The 18107-nt window shown below is 65.0% G+C and carries 16 protein-coding genes and 1 pseudogene; 7 read left to right on the forward strand and 10 right to left on the reverse strand.

Annotation, left to right across the window (positions count from 1 at the left end):
• Positions 1–257 precede the first annotated feature (257 nt).
• Together argS and IN820_RS08780 are read left to right on the forward strand one after the other, a co-directional pair.
• The gene (gene argS / locus IN820_RS08775; protein WP_193680611.1) at positions 258–1997 is read left to right on the forward strand and encodes an arginine--tRNA ligase; all 1740 of its coding nucleotides are present in this window, start codon (positions 258–260) and stop codon (positions 1995–1997) included.
• Complete coding sequence (locus IN820_RS08780; RefSeq protein WP_193680612.1) at positions 1998–2666, forward strand: SPOR domain-containing protein; 669 nt, start codon at positions 1998–2000, stop codon at positions 2664–2666. It begins immediately after the preceding gene.
• A gap of 239 nt (positions 2667–2905) precedes the next feature.
• Here the strand turns inward: IN820_RS08780 and IN820_RS08785 are convergent, their stop codons facing one another.
• From IN820_RS08785 to IN820_RS08805, 5 genes are all read right to left on the reverse strand, one after another.
• Positions 2906–3877 carry a CDP-6-deoxy-delta-3,4-glucoseen reductase gene (locus IN820_RS08785; protein WP_193680613.1) on the reverse strand — a complete coding sequence of 324 codons (972 nt, stop codon included), beginning with the start codon at positions 3875–3877 and terminating at the stop codon, positions 2906–2908.
• A gap of 73 nt (positions 3878–3950) precedes the next feature.
• Positions 3951–5417 (reverse strand): 4-hydroxy-3-polyprenylbenzoate decarboxylase, encoded by a 1467-nt coding sequence (gene ubiD, locus IN820_RS08790; RefSeq protein ID WP_193680614.1) that lies wholly within the window; start codon positions 5415–5417, stop codon positions 3951–3953.
• Between the two features lie 82 nt (positions 5418–5499).
• Positions 5500–6759 carry a transcription termination factor Rho gene (rho, locus tag IN820_RS08795; protein WP_193680615.1) on the reverse strand — a complete coding sequence of 420 codons (1260 nt, stop codon included), beginning with the start codon at positions 6757–6759 and terminating at the stop codon, positions 5500–5502.
• A gap of 230 nt (positions 6760–6989) precedes the next feature.
• Positions 6990–7316, reverse strand: coding sequence for a thioredoxin TrxA (gene trxA / locus IN820_RS08800; protein WP_003301063.1), 327 nt, complete (start codon positions 7314–7316; stop codon positions 6990–6992).
• Between the two features lie 162 nt (positions 7317–7478).
• A complete protein-coding gene (locus IN820_RS08805; protein ID WP_193680616.1) occupies positions 7479–8144 on the reverse strand; it encodes a FadR/GntR family transcriptional regulator in 666 nt (221 codons plus the stop codon).
• Positions 8145–8170: 26 nt separating this feature from the next.
• Between IN820_RS08805 and IN820_RS08810 the strand changes: the two are divergent.
• The 3 genes and pseudogenes from IN820_RS08810 to ppx all read left to right on the forward strand — a co-directional run.
• Positions 8171–8506 (forward strand): annotated as a pseudogene (locus IN820_RS08810) (ABC transporter permease subunit); the annotation flags it as partial.
• Positions 8493–9224, forward strand: a complete 732-nt coding sequence (locus IN820_RS08815; protein ID WP_193680617.1) for an amino acid ABC transporter ATP-binding protein — start codon at positions 8493–8495, stop codon at positions 9222–9224. The pseudogene IN820_RS08810 and the gene IN820_RS08815, both read left to right, overlap by 14 nt.
• A gap of 198 nt (positions 9225–9422) precedes the next feature.
• Entirely contained in the window at positions 9423–10925 is a 1503-nt protein-coding gene (gene ppx / locus IN820_RS08820) for an exopolyphosphatase (protein ID WP_193680618.1), read from the forward strand.
• 162 nt (positions 10926–11087) lie between these two features.
• Here ppx and ppk1 read toward each other — a convergent pair whose 3' ends face one another.
• Both ppk1 and hemB read right to left on the reverse strand, forming a co-directional pair.
• Positions 11088–13301 carry a polyphosphate kinase 1 gene (ppk1, locus tag IN820_RS08825; protein ID WP_193680619.1) on the reverse strand — a complete coding sequence of 738 codons (2214 nt, stop codon included), beginning with the start codon at positions 13299–13301 and terminating at the stop codon, positions 11088–11090.
• A 20-nt stretch (positions 13302–13321) separates the two neighbouring features.
• Positions 13322–14335, reverse strand: coding sequence for a porphobilinogen synthase (gene hemB / locus IN820_RS08830; RefSeq protein WP_193680620.1), 1014 nt, complete (start codon positions 14333–14335; stop codon positions 13322–13324).
• 360 nt (positions 14336–14695) lie between these two features.
• Between hemB and elbB the strand changes: the two genes are divergently transcribed.
• Both elbB and IN820_RS08840 read left to right on the forward strand, forming a co-directional pair.
• Positions 14696–15355 (forward strand): isoprenoid biosynthesis glyoxalase ElbB, encoded by a 660-nt coding sequence (elbB, locus tag IN820_RS08835; protein WP_193680621.1) that lies wholly within the window; start codon positions 14696–14698, stop codon positions 15353–15355.
• Between the two features lie 280 nt (positions 15356–15635).
• Positions 15636–16103, forward strand: a complete 468-nt coding sequence (locus IN820_RS08840) for a thioesterase family protein (protein ID WP_193680622.1) — start codon at positions 15636–15638, stop codon at positions 16101–16103.
• A 78-nt stretch (positions 16104–16181) separates the two neighbouring features.
• Here IN820_RS08840 and IN820_RS08845 read toward each other — a convergent pair whose 3' ends face one another.
• The 3 genes from IN820_RS08845 to IN820_RS08855 are packed head-to-tail and all read right to left on the reverse strand — an operon-like array spanning position 16182 to position 18102.
• Complete coding sequence (locus tag IN820_RS08845) at positions 16182–16640, reverse strand: YaiI/YqxD family protein (RefSeq protein WP_193680635.1); 459 nt, start codon at positions 16638–16640, stop codon at positions 16182–16184.
• 17 nt (positions 16641–16657) lie between these two features.
• Positions 16658–17290 (reverse strand): LysE family transporter, encoded by a 633-nt coding sequence (locus IN820_RS08850; RefSeq protein WP_193680623.1) that lies wholly within the window; start codon positions 17288–17290, stop codon positions 16658–16660.
• Positions 17291–17343: 53 nt separating this feature from the next.
• Positions 17344–18102: a TerC family protein gene (locus IN820_RS08855; protein WP_193680624.1), complete on the reverse strand. Its 759-nt coding sequence runs from the start codon at positions 18100–18102 to the stop codon at positions 17344–17346.
• Between the last annotated feature and the right edge of the window lie 5 nt (positions 18103–18107).

Here is an 18107-nt window from a genome sequence, read left to right on the forward strand (position 1 = left end):
CAAGCTGCAAGCTGCAAGCTGCAAGCTGCAAGCTGCAAGCTGCAAGCTTGCGGGTTGGCGCCCAAATCCTGTCAAGCTTTTTCTTGCGGCTTATGGCTTGCGACTTGAAGCTGCCTTTTCCACCCTACGACCTCGGCAGGCGTTTTCTTGCAGCTTACGGCTTGCAGCTTGAAGCTGCTTTTGAAGCTTATGGCTTGCAGCTTGAAGCTGCTTTTATAATGCCGGGTTTTCGCGCACTCTTGCGGACCAAGCCGACCATGAAAGACAGCATTCGCCACCTGATCCAGCAAGCCCTCGCCCGCCTGACCGACGACGGCGTGCTGCCCGAAGGCCTGACGCCGGCGATCCAGGTGGAAAACACCAAGGACAAGAGCCACGGCGATTTCGCCAGCAACATCGCCCTGATGCTCGCCAAGCCGGCCGGCTTGAAGCCACGCGACCTGGCCGAGAAGCTCATTGCCGCGCTGCCGCAGGACGCGCAGATCAGCAAGGTGGAAATCGCCGGCCCCGGTTTCCTCAACTTCTTCCAGAACAGCGATGCCCTGGCCGAGCGCCTCGAAGCCGCCCTGGCCGACCCGCAGCTATCGGTACGCAAGGCCGTCGCCCAGCAGCGCGTGGTGATCGACCTGTCCTCGCCGAACCTGGCCAAGGAAATGCACGTCGGCCACCTGCGCTCGACCATCATCGGCGACGCGGTGGGCCGCGTGCTGGAATTTCTCGGCGACGAGGTGATCCGCCAGAACCATGTCGGCGACTGGGGCACCCAGTTCGGCATGCTGCTGGCCTATCTCGAAGAGAAGCCGGCGGCGGCCGAAAGCGAGCTGGCCGACCTCGAACAGTTCTACCGCGCGGCGAAGCAACGCTTCGACGAATCCACCGAATTCGCCGACCGTGCCCGTGAACTGGTGGTCAGGCTGCAGGCTGGCGACGCCGATTGCCTGCGCCTGTGGACGCGCTTCAACGACATCTCGCTGTCGCACTGCCAGAAGATCTACGACCGCCTCAACGTCAAGCTGACCCCGGCCGACGTCAAGGGCGAGAGCGCCTACAACGCCGAGCTGCCCGGCATCGTCGACGCCCTGCGCACCGAAGGCCTGCTCACCGAGGACAATGGTGCCCAGTGCGTCTTCCTCGACGAATTCAAGAACGCCGAAGGCAACCCGCTGCCGGTGATCGTGCAGAAGGCCGGCGGCGGCTACCTCTACGCCACCACCGACCTGGCCGCCATGCGCTACCGCAGCCAGGTGCTGCATGCCGATCGCGCGCTGTACTTCGTCGATCAGCGCCAGGCCCTGCATTTCCAGATGGCCTTCGAAGTGGCGCGCCGCGCCGGCTTCGTCCACGACGGCATGCAGCTCGAACACATGGGCTTCGGCACCATGAACGGCGCCGATGGCCGGCCGTTCAAGACCCGCGACGGCGGCACGGTGAAACTGATCGACCTGCTCGACGAAGCCGAGCAGCGCGCCTATGCGCTGGTCAAGGGCAAGAACCCGGACCTCGATGAAGCCGAACTGCGCCAGATCGCCCGTGCCGTGGGCATCAGCGCGGTGAAGTACGCCGACCTGTCCAAGCATCGCACCAGCGACTACCGCTTCAACTTCGAGCTGATGTTGAGCTTTGAAGGCAATACCGCGCCGTACCTGCTCTATGCCTACACCCGTGTGGCCAGTGTATTCCGCAAGCTGGGCAAAGGCATCGACGAGATCGACGGGCGCATCCGGCTCGAGGCCGAGCAGGAACTGGCTCTGGCAGCCAGGCTGGCACAATTCGGCGAAGTGCTGAATAGCGTCGGCGAGAAAGGCGAGCCGCACCTGTTGTGCAGCTACCTGTACGACCTGGCCGGGCTGTTCTCCAGCTTCTACGAGCACTGCCCGATTCTTGGCGCCGCGAACCAAGAGCAGAAGCAGAGCCGCCTGCGCCTGGCCGCCCTGACCGGCAAGATCCTCAAGCAAGGCCTGGAATTGCTCGGCCTGGAACCCCTGGAGCGGATGTAAGTGGCCGCACGCAAGAAAGCCGCGCCCAAACGAGGCGCCAGCCGCTACCAGGCGCCCGCGAAGAACGCCGCGCCCGGCTGGGTCTGGCTGGTTTGCGGCCTGGCCATCGGTGGATTCATCGTCTTTCTGATGAACCTCGGGCCTGGTGGCGACGAGATCAAGCGCGCCAAGGATGCGTCTCAATCGGCTATCAGGGAACAACCCAAACGCAGCACACCAGCCGCCGAGCAGCCACCCAAGCCCAAGTACGACTTCTATACGCTGCTGCCGGAGTCGGAGGTCATCCTGCCGCCGGAAACCAAGCAGCCGGAGCCGCCGAGCAAGCCGGTGACGCCGGAGGAAGCCGCCCGGATCGACGCGGCCCGGGCCCAGGCCGCGCTCAACGGCCAGGTTCCGCCACCACCGCCGACCGTGGCCAAGGCGCCGGTGACGCAGTTCTTCCTGCAGGCCGGCTCGTTCCGCCAACAGGCCGAAGCCGATCGCGTACGCGCGCAGATCATCCTGCTCGGCCAGGACGTGCGCGTGGAGAACGTGAAGGTGCGTGACGAGCCCTGGTATCGCGTGCTGGTCGGTCCCTTCAGCAGCCGCGAGCAACTGAACGCGGCACAGAAGACCCTGGCCGCCAGCGGCTACAAGAACCTGCTGCTGCAACAGCGCCAGTCACGCTGAAAAGCTCATTTACAGGCATGACCACCCTTCGTGGGCGTAGGCTCGGTGCCCACGCCTACGCCCCGTAGGAGCAGGCCATGCCTGCGAACAGCCCTCTGCACAAACACGGCTACCTTAATCGCGGGCATGGCCCGCTCCTACATTTGCGCCTGCGTCCAGCTTGCGGTTGGATGTCAGCGTCAAGTGAACCGCATTCTCGACCCGGCGTTTTTTCGTCCACTGGCGAAACGCCTTCGTAATCAGGCTTCTCGCGGTGCGTAGGCGAACACGTCGGCACGCATCTGGTGCGGGTCCATCCCGGCCTCTACCAGCGCATCCAGCGTGCCATAGACCATCGCTGGCGAGCCGCTGGCATAGACGTGCAGCGGCTTGAGATCGCTGAAGTCCTCGCGGATCGCCTCGTGCAGCAGGCCGCAACGCCCTTCCCAGCCACAGACATCGCTGACGACCTGGTGCAGGTACAGATTGTCCATGTGCTGCCATTCATCCCAATGCGGCAGCCGATAGAAATCGTCCGGTCGGCGTACGCCCCAGTACAGGTGCACCGGATGGCCGAACCCGGCGGCGCGGCAGTATTCGATCAGGCTGTGCATCTGCGCCATGCCGGTGCCGGCCGCGATCAGCACCAGCGGACCGTCCGGCAACTCGGCCAGATGGGTATCGCCGAACGGCAGCTGCACGCGGGCGAAGCCCTGCCGGCGGAGGAAGGCCAACAGCTCGATGGCCGACTCCTCGCGCGCCAGCACGTGCAGTTCCAGCTCTCGCCCACCGTCCGGCGCAGATGCCAGGGAAAACGCCGACCACTCGCCATCCTCGCGTTGCAGCAGCAGGTACTGGCCGGCGTAGTAGCGTGGCTGCCGGCCGGCCGGCAGGCGCAAACGCAGGCGCACCACGTCGCCACCGACCGCTTCGTAGCCGCTCAGCTGGCAGCTCAGCTCGCGGACCGGCAACTCGCCGGGCGCCAGCACGCCGTCCCAGTGCAGCACGCAGTCTTCCAGCGGCTCGGCCAGGCAGGCCAGCAGCTCGCCGTGGTCGCGCACCTCGCCGGCCTGGCGCACGCGGCCTTCGACCAACAACGAGGCGCAGATATGGCAATTGCCGTTGCGGCAGCTCTGCGGGCATTCGTAGCCCAGGCGCTTGGCGGCGTCGAGGATGCGTTCGCCGGGCCGGACTTCAAGCACGGCGCCGGATGGCTGCAAGGTTACTTTCATATGCACGTCGTATCAGTGAGCGGGCTGGCCCGCCAGGACTTCGGGCGGGCTAGGGCCCGCCTCTTCGGTTCTCTCAGTCGATGCCCAGCTGCGACCAGAGTTCATCGACCCGCTGCTTCACCGCCGGGTCCTGGACGATGGCCCGCCCCCATTCGCGGCTGGTCTCGCCCGGCCACTTGTGGGTGGCATCGAGGCCCATCTTCGAGCCCAGCCCGGAAATCGGCGAGGCGAAGTCGAGGTAGTCGATCGGCGTATTGTCGATCATCACCGTGTCGCGCTTCGGATCCATGCGCGTGGTAATCGCCCAGATCACATCGTTCCAGTCCCGCGCATTTATATCGTCGTCGGTGACGATGACGAACTTGGTGTACATGAACTGGCGCAGGAAGCTCCATACGCCGAGCATCACCCGCTTGGCATGGCCGGGGTACTGCTTCTTCATGGTCACCACCGCCATGCGGTAGGAGCAGCCTTCCGGCGGCAGGTAGAAGTCGACGATTTCCGGAAACTGCTTCTGCAGGATCGGCACGAAGACTTCGTTCAGCGCAACACCGAGAATCGCCGGCTCGTCCGGCGGCCGCCCCGTGTAGGTACTGTGATAGATGGCATCGCGACGCTTGGTGATGCGCTCGACGGTGAATACCGGAAAGCGATCCACCTCGTTGTAATAGCCGGTGTGGTCGCCATAAGGGCCTTCATCGGCCATCTCACCCGGATGGATGTGCCCTTCGAGAACGATCTCGGCACCGGCCGGCACCTGCAGGTCGCTGCCGCGGCACTTCACCAGTTCGGTACGGCTGCCGCGCAACAGCCCGGCGAAGGCGTATTCGGACAGCGAATCGGGCACCGGCGTGACCGCGCCGAGAATGGTCGCCGGGTCGGCGCCGAGCGCCACCGCCACCGGATAGGGCCGCTGCGGATATTTTTCGCACCACTCGCGGAAATCCAATGCGCCGCCGCGATGGCTGAGCCAGCGCATGATCACCTTGTTGCGGCCGATCACCTGTTGGCGGTAGATGCCGAGATTCTGTCGCTCCTTGTTCGGCCCGCGCGTGACAGTCAGGCCCCAGGTGATCAGCGGCCCGGCATCGCCCGGCCAGCAGGTCTGCACCGGCAGCTGGGACAGATCGACGTCTTCGCCCTCGACGATCACTTCCTGGCAGGGCGCATCCTTGAGCACCTTCGGCGCCATGCTGATGACCTTCTTGTAGATCGGCAGCTTGCTCCAGGCATCCATGAGTCCTTTCGGCGGCTCCGGTTCCTTGAGGAAGGCCAGCAGCTTGCCGATCTCTCGCAGCTGCGAAACGTCCTCGGCGCCCATGCCCAGCGCCACACGCTGGGGGGTGCCGAACAGGTTGCCGAGCACCGGCATGTCGAAGCCGGTTGGCTTTTCGAAGAGCAGCGCCGGCCCCTGCTTGCGCAGGGTGCGGTCGCAGATCTCGGTCATTTCCAGCACGGGGGAAACCGGCACGGCCACCCGCTTGAGCTCGCCGCGCTGTTCGAGGACGCGAATGAAATCGCGCAGGTCGGTGTATTTCATCGAAGCTTCAAGCTTCAAGCTTCAAGCTTCAAGCTGAAGCGACACCGGGTTCACTTGCAGCTTGCCGCTTGCCGCTTGCCGCTTATTTCCTTTTCATCGACATGAAGAATTCGTCGTTGGTCTTGGTGTCCTTGAGCTTGTCGAGCAGGAACTCGATGGCGGCGATCTCGTCCATCGGGTGCAGCAGCTTGCGCAGGATCCAGATGCGCTGCAGCTCGTCCTCGGCGGTCAGCAACTCCTCGCGGCGGGTGCCGGAGCGGTTGATGTTGATCGCCGGGAACACGCGCTTCTCGGCGATGCGGCGGTCCAGCTGCAGCTCGAGGTTGCCGGTACCCTTGAATTCCTCGTAGATCACCTCGTCCATCTTCGAGCCGGTTTCCACCAGCGCGGTGGCGAGGATGGTCAGGCTGCCGCCTTCCTCGATGTTGCGCGCGGCGCCGAAGAAGCGCTTGGGCTTCTCCAGGGCGTGCGCGTCGACACCACCGGTGAGCACCTTGCCGGAGCTGGGGATCACCGTGTTGTAGGCGCGCGCCAGGCGGGTGATGGAGTCGAGCAGGATGACCACGTCCTTCTTGTGCTCGACCAGGCGCTTGGCCTTCTCGATCACCATCTCGGCGACCTGCACGTGGCGGGTCGGCGGCTCGTCGAAGGTGGAAGCGACCACTTCACCGCGCACGGTGCGCTGCATCTCGGTCACTTCTTCCGGGCGCTCGTCGATCAGCAGGACGATCAGGTGGCACTCGGGGTCGTTGCGGGTAATGTTCGCCGCGATGTTCTGCAGCATGATGGTCTTGCCGGCTTTCGGCGGGGCGACGATCAGGCCGCGCTGGCCCTTGCCGATCGGTGCGCAGAGGTCGATCACCCGGCCGGTGAGGTCCTCGGTGGAGCCGTTGCCGGCCTCCATCTTCAGCCGCTCGTTGGGGAACAGCGGGGTGAGGTTCTCGAAGAGGATCTTGTTCTTCGCGTTCTCCGGCCGATCGTAGTTGATCGAGTCGACCTTGAGCAGGGCGAAGTAGCGCTCGCCTTCCTTCGGCGGGCGGATCTTGCCGATGATGGTGTCGCCGGTGCGCAGGTTGAAGCGGCGGATCTGGCTGGGCGAAACGTAGATGTCGTCCGGGCCGGCCAGATAGGAAGAATCCGCGGAGCGCAGGAAGCCGAAGCCGTCCTGGAGAATCTCCAGCACGCCATCACCGGAGATTTCCTCGCCGCTTTTCGCGTGTTTCTTGAGCAGGGAGAAAATCACGTCCTGCTTGCGCGAACGGGCCATGTTGTCGATGCCCATCTGTTCGGCCATTTCCAGCAGTTCGGTGATGGGCTTTTGCTTGAGTTCGGTCAGATTCATAGAAAGAGATCAGGAAGGATGTAGAAAGCGATTAGCTTGAGAAGCCGCGCAGCAGGAGACGAACGGGTTCGTTGTGCTTTATGAGGCTGAAGTGCGTCGGCGACGGCATGCAGAGGGCGACGGAAGAAATCGTCGCGAGGCCGAATTTAGCACCGTGCAGACGAAGCGTCCACCCTGCCAATGAAAAAAGCCCCCGCGGATGCGGGGGCTTTCGGGCAAGCCTCGAAGATTCAGATGTTGCTGTCGAGGAAAGCGGCCAGCTGGGACTTGGATAGCGCGCCGACCTTGGTGGCCTCGACGTTGCCGTTCTTGAACAGCATCAGCGTCGGGATGCCGCGCACGCCGTACTTCGGCGGGGTTTCCTGATTCTCGTCGATGTTCAGCTTGCAGACCTTGAGCTTGCCTTCGTAATCCTTGGCGATCTCGTCGAGTACCGGAGCGATCATCTTGCAGGGACCGCACCACTCGGCCCAGTAATCGACCAGCACCGGGCCATCCGCCTGGAGAACGTCCTGCTCGAAGCTGGCATCGCTGACTTTGGTGATGAATTCGCTCATGGGAAGTCTCCGTGATTTCGGAAGCAAAAAGTGGCGACATCATAGCCCGGCTTCAGCCGCACCGAAAGGCGCGCAGCGATTGGGTCTCTCAATGGACTCGATATTCCGGGGGTCCGTTCCCGCTCGGCGCGGCCCGAGCCGAAACGGGAACGCCCCCGAGCCTCAATCGCCGAGCGTTGCGAAAGCGATTCCGGTGCGCAGGGCCGCCGCGCGAATATGCTGCTGCATCGCCTTCTGCGCCGGACCGGCGGCGTGCCGGGCCAGGGCCCTGAGAATCTTGCGATGCTCCTGCCAGGTCTCCAGCGCCCGCTCCGGGCGGATGAACGGCAACTTCTGGCTTTCCAGGAAAATCGCCGCACTGGACGCCACCAGGCCGAACATGGCCTGGTTGCCACTGGCGGCGAGGATGCGCTGGTGGAATTCGAAATCCAGCCGCGCCGCCTGCTCGAAATCACCGGCGCGCAACTCGCCGCGCATCCGCTCGACATTGTCCTCCAGCACATCCAGCTCCTCGGCGGTCAGCACTCCTGCGGCCAGACCGCAGGCAAAACCCTCCAGGGCGAAACGCAACTGGAAGGTATCGGCCGCCGACACCTGGGCGGCGAAGGGCCAGGCGAATCCCTCTGCGGCGTCCATCCGTGATGGCGCCTGCACGAACACGCCCTTGCCCGCCTGCACGCTGACCAGACCCAAGGCGCTGAGCGAGGACAACGCCTCGCGCAACGAGGCGCGACTGACACCCAGGCGCTCGGCCAAGTCGCGCTGCGACGGCAGGGCATCACCCGGACGATAGCCTTGCTCGTCGATCAGGCGACGGATCGCCTGCAAGGCGTATTCAGGTACTGCGCGGGGAGCGCGGCTGCGTCGAGTCCATTACCCGCAGCCAGTGGGAGGCGGCCGAGAGCCTGGCCATGAGTCGCCTGGAGGCGCTGCGCCACGTGGTCCTGCCACAGGCGCTGCGCATCGCCGTGGCGCCCACCGTGGGCTTCTCGGTGCAGGTGGTCAAGGGCACCGCGGTGACCTCGATCATCGGCTTCACCGAGCTGACCAAGACCGGCGGCATGCTGGCCAACGCCACCTTCGAGCCGTTCATGGTCTACGGCTTCGTCGCCCTCGGCTACTTCCTGCTCTGCTATCCCCTGTCGCTCGCCGCATACCGCCTGGAAAGGAGGCTGAATGTCACTGCTTAACGTCACCGCCCTGCACAAGTACTACGGCGACAACCATGTGCTCAAGGGCATCGACCTCGCCGTCGAGGAAGGCGAGGTGGTCGCCATCATCGGCCGCAGCGGCTCGGGCAAGAGCACCCTGCTGCGCACCCTCAACGGCCTGGAGCCGATCAACGACGGCGTCATCGAAGTGGACGGCGACTACCTCGACGCCGCCCGCGCCGACCTGCGCAGCCTGCGGCAGAAGGTCGGCATGGTGTTCCAGCAGTTCAACCTGTTCCCGCACCTGACGGTGGGCGAGAACATCATGCTGGCGCCGCAGGTGGTGAAGAAGATCTCGCGCGGCGAAGCGGAGCAGGTGGCGCGGCAGATGCTCGAACGGGTCGGCCTGGGCGAGAAGTTCGACGCCTACCCGGAGCGCCTGTCCGGCGGCCAGCAGCAGCGCGTGGCCATCGCTCGCGCCCTGGCCATGTCGCCGAAAGTGCTGCTGTGCGACGAGATCACCTCGGCGCTCGACCCGGAGCTGGTCAACGAAGTGCTGGCAGTGGTCAAGCAACTGGCCAGCGAGGGCATGACCCTGATCATGGTCACCCACGAGATGCGCTTCGCCCGCGAGGTGGGCGACAAGCTGGTGTTCATGCACCAGGGCAAGGTGCACGAGATCGGCCCGCCCAGGGTGCTGTTCGCCGAGCCACGCACCGAGGAGCTGCGCAACTTCATCGGCTCGGTGAACCTGTGAAGCCGTTGCACGCCTGATTCGCGCGGCTACCCCTCGGCAAGGTCGGCGCATGCGACGAGCAGTCGCCGCAACGGCTCCTGTCGACCCTGAGCCGGACAGAACAGGTCGTCTAGACAGGCATCGGCGCCGTCCTTTTACGTTGGCTCATCCTTCGGCTCGTGGCAGGATGGCGCCGTAATCGAACGAGATGCCGCTACCATGCCCCAATCCCCCGCCGAGAATTTTCCCATGATCGCCGCCCTCGATCTGGGCTCGAACAGTTTTCACATGGTGCTGGCACGCACCAGCAACGGCGAGATGCGCATCCTCGAACGGCTCGGCGAAAAGGTACAGCTGGCGGCAGGCATCGACGAGAACCGCCTGCTCGACGAAGCGGCGATGCAACGCGGCCTCGACTGTCTGCGCCGCTTCGCCCAACTGGTCAACCACCTGCCCCAGGGCGCGGTGCGCATCGTCGGCACCAACGCCCTGCGCGAGGCGCGCAACCGCGCCGTATTCATCCGGCGCGCCGAGGAAATCATCAATCACCAGGTCGAGGTCATCTCCGGCCGCGAAGAGGCGCGCCTGATCTACCTCGGCGTCTCGCACACCTTTCCCGGTGCTCCGGGCAAGCGCCTGGTGGCCGATATCGGCGGCGGCAGCACCGAATTCATCATCGGTGAAGGCTTCGAGTCGCAGCTGCGCGAGAGCCTGCAGATGGGCTGCGTCAGCTATACCCAGCGTTTCTTCCGTGACGGCAAGATCACCCCGGCGCGCTACGCCCAGGCCTATACCGCGGCGCGCGTCGAACTGATGGGCATCGAGCACGGCCTGCGCCGACTCGGCTGGCAGGCGGCGATCGGCGCATCCGGCACCATCCGCGCGGTGGGGCTGGCGATCAAGGCCGGCGGCCACGGCAACGGCGAGGTCAACACCGAAGGCCTGAGCTGGCTCAAGCGCAAGCTGTTCAAGCTGGGCGACGTGGAGAAGATCGACATCGACGGCATCAAGCCGGATCGGCGCGGCGTATTCCCGGCCGGCCTGGCGATCCTAGAAGCGATCTTCGATGCCCTCGAGCTGGAGGACATGACCCATTCCGAAGGGGCTTTGCGCGAGGGGGTGCTGTACGACCTGCTGGGCCGGCACCATGACGAGGACGTACGCGATCGCTCGCTGAGCTTCCTCATGGAGCGTTACCACGTCGACACGGAGCAGGCCGCCCGGGTCGAAGCCAAGGCGCTGGAGGCGTTCGATCAGGTCGCCGAAGCCTGGAACCTCGACCAGGACTGGCACCGCGAGTTGCTGGCATGGGCCGCGCGGGTGCACGAGGTGGGACTGGACATCGCCCACTACCATTACCACAAGCACGGCGCCTACCTGATCGAGCACTCCGACCTGCCGGGGTTTTCCCGCCAGGACCAGTTGATGCTGGCTCTGCTGGTACGCGGCCATCGACGCAACATCCCGCAAGACAAGTTCGGCGAAATCGGCGCCGATGCCGATGCCCTGGTCCGCCTCTGCATCCTCCTGCGCTTCGCCATCCTGTTCCATCATATCCGCGGCGCCAATGCCGTTTCCGCGGTGCAGCTGAAAGCCGCCGAGCACAGCCTCGAGCTGGTTTTCCCGGCAGACTGGCTGAACGCCAACCCGCTGACGCGCGCCGACTTCGAAGCCGAAGCCGCCTGGCTCGCGCGGGTCGGCTACGAACTGCGGATGAAGTAGGACCGGGCCAGGGCCCGATGGGCCCCTCGTCCAGGTGCGAGGCCCAGGCGCGCAAGAGCGGCAGTATCGGCTGGGCGCCGGGCGTGGCGGCCTACAGCCGCGCCACGACCTGCTCCAGTGCCTCCGGCTGCGCCCAGGCAGCTCCGGAGCAAGCGCCGCGCCTCAGCGCGTACCGCCCAGCGGGCCGGTCAAACGCTCCAACAACATGTTCTGCACGTTGCGCGGATTCTGGTTGCCGCTGGGGCTGTTACGCAGATAACTGCCATCCGGCTGCAATACCCAGCTCTGGGTATTGTCGCTGAGGAACCCTTCCAGCTCCTTCTTCACCCGCGTCACCAGCTTCTTGCCCTCTACCGGGAAGCAGGTTTCCACCCGCCGGTCGAGGTTGCGCTCCATCCAGTCGGCACTGGAAAGATAGAGTTTCTCGTCGCCATCATTCTGGAAGTAGAACACCCGACTGTGCTCGAGGAAGCGGCCGATGATCGAGCGCACGTGGATGTTGTGCGACACACCGGCGATGCCCGGGCGCAGGCAGCACATGCCGCGCACGATGAGGTCGATGCGCACGCCGGTCTGGCTGGCCTTGTACAGCGCCTTGATCATCTTCGGATCGGTCAGCGCATTGACCTTGAGGATGATGTGCGCCGGCCGGCCCTCGGCGGCGTGTTGCGTCTCCTGGGCGATCAGGTCGAGCAGCGTCTTCTTCAGGGTGAAGGGCGCGTGCAAGAGCTTCTTCATGCGCATGGTCTTGCCCATGCCGATCAACTGGCTGAACAGCTTGGAAACGTCTTCGCAGAGCGCATCGTCGGAGGTCAACAGGCTGTAGTCGGTATACAGCCGCGCATTGGCCGCGTGGTAGTTGCCGGTGCCCAGGTGCGCATAGCGGCACAGCTCGCCGTTCTCGCGGCGCAGGATCAGCATCATCTTGGCGTGGGTCTTGTAGCCGACCACACCGTAGATCACCACCGCCCCGGCCTGCTGCAGGCGGCTGGCCAGTTGCAGGTTGGATTCCTCGTCGAAGCGCGCGCGCAGCTCGATCACCGCGGTGACTTCCTTGCCGTTGCGCGCCGCTTCCACCAGGGCATCGACGATTTCGGAATTGGCGCCGGAGCGATACAGGGTCTGCTTGACCGCCAGCACGCAGGGGTCCTTGGCCGCTTCGCGCAGCAGGTCCACCACCGGCGTGAAGGACTCGAACGGGTGCAGCAGCAGGATGTCCTGCTTGTTGATCACGCTGAAGATCCTGTCGCTGTTCTGCAGCAGCTTGGGAATCGACGGCGTGAACGGGTTGTACTGAAGCTCGGGATGGCTATCCAGGCCGGTGATGCTGAACAGCCGGGTCAGGTTGACCGGGCCGTTGACCCGGTACATCTCGCTTTCACTGAGGTTGAACTGCTTGAGCAGGAAATCGGCCAGGTGCTGCGGGCAGGTGTCGGCCACCTCCAGGCGCACCGCATCGCCGTAGCGCCGCGAGATCAGTTCGCCGCGCAGCGCCCGCGCCAGGTCCTCGACGTCCTCGGTGTCCACCGAAAGGTCGGCGTTGCGCGTCAGGCGGAACTGGTAGCAGCCCTTGACCCGCATGCCATGGAACAGATCGTCGGCATGGGCATGGATCATCGAGGAGAGGAAAACGAAGTTGTCCCCCGCGCCGCCCACCGACTCCGGTACGCGGATCACCCGCGGCAGCAACCGCGGCGCCGGGATGATCGCCAGGCCGGAGTCGCGGCCGAAGGCGTCGATGCCTTCCAGCTCGACGATGAAGTTCAGGCTCTTGTTCACCAGCAGCGGGAAGGGGTGCGTCGGGTCGAGGCCGATCGGTGTGACGATCGGCGCGATCTCGTCGCGAAAGTAACGGCGCACCCAGGTCTTCAGCTTGACCGTCCAATGCCGGCGGCGAATGAAGCGGATCTGGTTCTCGGCCAATGCCGGCAGCAGCACATCGTTGAGGATCGCGTACTGCCGGTCGACCTGCTCATGCACCAGCTCGCCGATGCGCGCCAGCGCCTGGTGCGGCTGCAGGCCGTCGGCCCCGGCCTGCTCGCGAGCGAAGGTGACCCGCTTCTTCAGGCCGGCCACGCGGATTTCGAAGAACTCGTCGAGGTTGCTGGAGAAGATCAGCAGGAACTTCAAACGCTCCAGCAATGGATAGGATTCATCCAGCGCCTGTTCCAGCACGCGGATGTTGAACTGCAGCTGCGACAGCTCGCGGTGGATGTAGAGGCTGCTGTCGTCCAGATTCGGCACGGGAATCGCCGGTGCCGGCGCCTCCTCGACCACGTCGGGCAGCGCCGGCGCCAGCGCCTCGGACGGTGCCTGGTCCAACTCCTCGCCGACGACGTCCTGCAGTTCCTGCTCGCTGAGTCCCTGGTTGCTCATCGCTTTGCCTCGAGAGGGGCTCATTGCCCCCGTTTCAACTGTTGTGCCGCCTGCTTGGCGAAGTAGGTGAGGATGCCATCGGCTCCGGCGCGCTTGAAGCCGACCAAAGACTCAAGGATCACCGCCTCGCTCAGCCAGCCGTTCTGGATCGCCGCCATGTGCATGGCGTACTCGCCGCTGACTTGATAGACGAAGGTCGGCGCCTTGAAGGCGTCCTTGACCCGCCAGACGATGTCCAGGTACGGCAGGCCCGGCTTGACCATCACCATGTCCGCGCCTTCGGCCAGGTCGGCGGCGACTTCGTGCAGCGCCTCGTCACCGTTGGCCGGGTCCATCTGGTAGGTATTCTTGTTGCTCTTGCCGAGGTTGGCCGCCGAGCCCACCGCGTCGCGGAACGGGCCGTAGTAGGCGCTGGCGTACTTCGCCGAATAGGCCATGATGCGCACGTTGTGCTGGCCCGCCACTTCCAGCGCCTCGCGGATCGCCTGGATGCGACCGTCCATCATGTCCGAGGGCGCGACCACCTGGGCGCCGGCCTCGGCATGCGAAAGCGCCTGCCTGACCAGCGCATCGACGGTGACGTCGTTCTGCACGTAGCCGTGCTCGTCGAGGATGCCGTCCTGGCCGTGGGTGGTGAACGGGTCGAGCGCCACGTCGGTGATGATGCCCAGCTCCGGGAAGCGCTCGCGCAGGGCGCGGGTGGCGCGCTGGGCGATGCCGTCGGGGTTCCAGGCCTCGGCGGCGTCGAGGGATTTCTTCTCCAGCGGCGTGACCGGGAACAGCGCCAGCGCCGGAATGCCCAACGCCACCAGTTCCTCGGCTTCCTCGAGCAGCAGGTCGATCGACAGCCGCTCCACGCCCGGCATCGACGGCACCTGCTCGCGGCGGTTCTCGCCATCGAGCACGAACACCGGCAGGATCAGGTCGTCGACCGTCAGCACGTTCTCGCGCACCAGGCGGCGGGAAAAATCATCGCGACGGTTGCGACGCAGACGAGTAGCGGGAAACAGCCGGCTGGCAGGAACGAGACTCACGACGGACTCCTGGCCCGTAAGACGGGCGAATATGACGTTTATAGGCCGGCGACATGACGAAAAGATGACAGCGCCGTGCGGGCCGACCTCCGAAACGCTCCATTGTCGCCAGCCAGGCCGGCGACTGCCAGCGCTTTATCGGCTCACGCAGGGCGCAAAGGCGCATTCCAGGCCCATGCGATGAACACAAAGGGTCGCCGTGAATCCAATGCCGCAAGAGCGGGACTTACCTCGATCCGCCCCAGGCATGGGCCTGTTCCCTTCTCGTCCGCTTGCGACGAAACGGGAACAGACCCTAGCATCAACGCACGACCGCAGCGCCCGACACAGGGCCGTTCGAACTTGACCAGGAGTATCGCTATGAACAAGAAAGTCGCCGTGATCCTTTCCGGCTGTGGCGTCTATGACGGCTCGGAAATCTACGAAAGCGTGATTACGCTGCTGCGCCTGGATCAGCGGGGCGCCAAGGTGCAGTGCTTCGCTCCGAACATTGCGCAGATGCACGTGATCAACCACCTCACCGGCGAGCAAATGCCGGAATCGCGCAACGTGCTGACCGAGTCGGCGCGCCTGGCCCGCGGCGAGATCAAGGATTTGCGCGAGGCCCGCGCCGAGGATTTCGACGCCCTGATCCTGCCCGGCGGTTTCGGCGCGGCGAAGAACCTGTCGAACTTCGCCACCGAAGGCGCCGGCAGCCAGGCCCTGCCCGAGGTGATCGCGCTGGCCCGGTCCTTCGTCCAGGCTGGCAAGCCGATCGGCATGATGTGCATCGCGCCGACCATGGCGACGCAGATCTTCGGCCCCGGCGTGGTCTGTACCCTGGGCAGCGACGAGGCCGATGCGGCCAAGGCGGTCGTCGAGATGGGCGCCAAGCACCAGCCGTGCGAAGTCGGCGACATCGTCGAGGACAAGCAGCACAAACTGGTGACCACACCGGCCTACATGCTCGCGCAGTCCATCAGCGAGGCCGCGTCTGGCATCTACAAGCTGGTCGACCGCGTGCTGGAGATGACCGTCTGAGGAACCGTCGATCATGAAATCCCGGCGCCGCGGCCGTAATGCTGTTCAGATAAGCACGGAGAGTACTTTGTAGGAGCGCGCCATGCGCGCGAATCGCGGGCGTGGCCCGCTCCTACAGATCCAACATCAGCTTGAGTCGTTAAGTGAACAGCATTAGGCGCCGCGGCCGGGATTTTTTTTTGCGCGAAAGCCGCCAATCCAGCCGGCGCTCCCGCCGCCGCTCTGGTCAGCCCAACGGCGCTCGTGCAGCGTTGTCGCTCATCCCGCAGGAACGCAGACCATGAACGACGACGACGCACTGCTCGCCGAGCAGGCCCAGGCGGTACGCCAGATGTTCGAGCGCATCCCCTTCAACCTGGCGCTGGGCATCGAGCTGGATGAAATCTCGACCTCGCGCGTGGTGATGCACCTGCCGATGAAACCCGAGCTGGTGGGCAATTTCGTCCACGGCATCCTTCACGGCGGCGTCATCGCCTCGCTGCTGGACGTGGCCGGCGGCGCCATGGCGATGCTCGGCGCCTTCGACAAGCATCGCCATCTCACCCCGCGGGAGCGGGCCGAACGGCTTTCCCGGCTCGGCACCATCGACCTGCGCATCGACTACTTGCGCCCCGGCCGCGGCGCGCGCTTCAGCGCCAGCGCGGTACTGCTGCGCTCGGGCAACAAGGTGGCGGTGGTGCGCTCGGAACTGCACAACCAGGACGGTGTGCTGGTGGCGGTGGGTACCGGGACCTATCTGTGCGGATGAAGCAGCTGCAGCCGTAGGGCGGGTGAAACCCGCCAAGCGTCCGCGAAGCCTACTCCGTTCGGCGGGTTGCAACCCGCCCTACGTCTGGCGTCTCATCAACTGCGTCAGCACGCGGTCCAGCGCATTGGCGAAGGCCTGGCGGTCGCGTTCGCCGTAGGCCGCCTGGCCACCCCCGACCTGTCCCTGCTCGCGCAGGTCGGTGAACAGATTGCGCACCGCCAGACGCTCGCCCATGTTGCGCTCGTCGAACTCGCGCCCACGCGGGTCGAGCGCCGCGACGCCCTTCTTCACCAGGCGGTCGGCCAAGGGCACGTCACTGCAGATCACCAGATCGTCCGGTGCGGCGTGTTCGACCAGGTAATCGTCGGCGGCATCCGGCCCGCTCGGCACCACGATCAGCCTGACGCAGGCGAACGCCGGCCTGACCTGGCTCTGCCCGGCCACCAGCAGCACCTCGAACTTGCGCTTCAAGGCGAACTTGATCACCTGATCCTTGGCTGCCCGCGGACAGGCATCGGCATCGATCCACACGCGCAGCCGGCCCGGCGCCGCGCTCATACGGCGGCGCGCCGCACCGTCGCCAGCAGCGCCGCGGCAGCGGCGAACATCGTGGCGAAGCTGCGATTGACCACCCGCTGCTGGCGCGGTGTGCGCAGCAGGCGCAGCACCTTGGCGGCCAGGCCGGTATAAGCGGCCATGACGACCAGATCGACCACCACCATGGTCGCCGCCATCTCCGCGTACTGCAGCAGCAACGGCCGCTGCGGATCGAGGAACTGCGGCAGCACCGCCAGGATGAAGACGATCGCCTTGGGGTTGCTGGCATTGACCAGGAAGCCACGCAGCACCAGGCTCAGCGGCCGGCCGATCGGCCGTGGCGCGGCGGAGTCGTCCAGCGCCTCGGGTTGCGCCTGCCATTGCTTGAAGGCCAGCCACAGCAGATAGCCGACGCCGAACCATTTGATCAGGCTGAACGCCAGCTCGGACGTCGCCAGCACCGCACCGACGCCCGCGGCGACGACGGCAATCTGCAGCACCAGCGCCAGCTGCAGGCCGATGGCGTTCCAGTAGCCGCGCCAGAAGCCGTACTGCAACCCGCAGGACATCGAGGCGATGGCGCCCGCCCCGGGCGACAGGCTGATCACCCAACAGGCGACGAAAAAGGCAAGCCAGGTTTCCAGCGACATCGTGGTTTCCTCCGTTCGAGCGACCCTGCCGGTTACCGGCCGGGCGCTTCAGTTCAGTCCGGCGAGCCCTTGCCCAGTTTCACCGGCTCCTTGAGCTTACGCTTCATGGCCTTGCGCATGCGAATGTTCAGCGCCTCCACACCCAGCGAGAAGGCCATGGCGAAGTAGACGTAACCCTTGGGCACGTGCACGTCGAAGGCTTCGGCGATGAGCAGGGTGCCGACGACGATCAGGAACGACAGCGCCAGGATCTTCAGGGTCGGGTGCTTGTCGATGAAATCGCTGATGGTGCCGGCGGCCAGCATCATCACCAGCACGGCGATGACGATCGCCGCGACCATCACCGGCACGTTCTGCACCAGGCCCACCGCGGTGATCACCGAATCCAGCGAGAAGATGATGTCGATCACCGCGATCTGCAGGATTACCCCCATGAAGCCGGCCTTCACCGCACCGCCGCCCTCGTGGCTTTCTTCTTCGCCCTCGACGCTGTGCCAGATCTCCAGGGTGCTCTTGAACAGCAGGAACAGGCCGCCGAAGAACAAAATCAGATCGCGCCCGGAAACGCCCTCGCCCCAGACGGTGAACAAGTCGTTGGTCAGGCGCATGACCCAGGCGATCGACAGCAGCAGCAGGATGCGCGTGCCCATGGCCAGCGCCAGGCCGAAGAAGCGCGCCTTCGGCTGCTGCTCCTTGGGCAGTCGGCTGACCAGGATCGAGATGAAGATGATGTTGTCGATGCCGAGAACGATTTCCAGGGCGGTCAGGGTCAGAAATGCGACCCAGATTTCCGGGTTGCTAAGCCATTCCATAAGGG

Origin of the sequence: Pseudomonas lopnurensis (assembly GCF_015070855.1) — a bacterium.
In the GTDB taxonomy this organism is placed as follows: Bacteria; Pseudomonadota; Gammaproteobacteria; order Pseudomonadales; family Pseudomonadaceae; genus Stutzerimonas; species Stutzerimonas lopnurensis.

What these genes read in the sequence shown, in the direction of transcription:
- argS (WP_193680611.1), top strand. Translation starts at nt 258, where the DNA reads ATGAAAGACAGCATTCGCCACCTGATCCAGCAAGCCCTCGCCCGCCTG.
- IN820_RS08785 (WP_193680613.1), bottom strand. Translation starts at nt 3,877, where the DNA reads ATGAAAGTAACCTTGCAGCCATCCGGCGCCGTGCTTGAAGTCCGGCCC.
- ubiD (WP_193680614.1), bottom strand. Translation starts at nt 5,417, where the DNA reads ATGAAATACACCGACCTGCGCGATTTCATTCGCGTCCTCGAACAGCGC.
- rho (WP_193680615.1), bottom strand. Translation starts at nt 6,759, where the DNA reads ATGAATCTGACCGAACTCAAGCAAAAGCCCATCACCGAACTGCTGGAA.
- trxA (WP_003301063.1), bottom strand. Translation starts at nt 7,316, where the DNA reads ATGAGCGAATTCATCACCAAAGTCAGCGATGCCAGCTTCGAGCAGGAC.
- IN820_RS08815 (WP_193680617.1), top strand. Translation starts at nt 8,493, where the DNA reads ATGTCACTGCTTAACGTCACCGCCCTGCACAAGTACTACGGCGACAAC.
- ppx (WP_193680618.1), top strand. Translation starts at nt 9,423, where the DNA reads ATGCCCCAATCCCCCGCCGAGAATTTTCCCATGATCGCCGCCCTCGAT.
- ppk1 (WP_193680619.1), bottom strand. Translation starts at nt 13,301, where the DNA reads ATGAGCAACCAGGGACTCAGCGAGCAGGAACTGCAGGACGTCGTCGGC.
- elbB (WP_193680621.1), top strand. Translation starts at nt 14,696, where the DNA reads ATGAACAAGAAAGTCGCCGTGATCCTTTCCGGCTGTGGCGTCTATGAC.
- IN820_RS08840 (WP_193680622.1), top strand. Translation starts at nt 15,636, where the DNA reads ATGAACGACGACGACGCACTGCTCGCCGAGCAGGCCCAGGCGGTACGC.
- IN820_RS08850 (WP_193680623.1), bottom strand. Translation starts at nt 17,290, where the DNA reads ATGTCGCTGGAAACCTGGCTTGCCTTTTTCGTCGCCTGTTGGGTGATC.
- IN820_RS08855 (WP_193680624.1), bottom strand. Translation starts at nt 18,102, where the DNA reads ATGGAATGGCTTAGCAACCCGGAAATCTGGGTCGCATTTCTGACCCTG.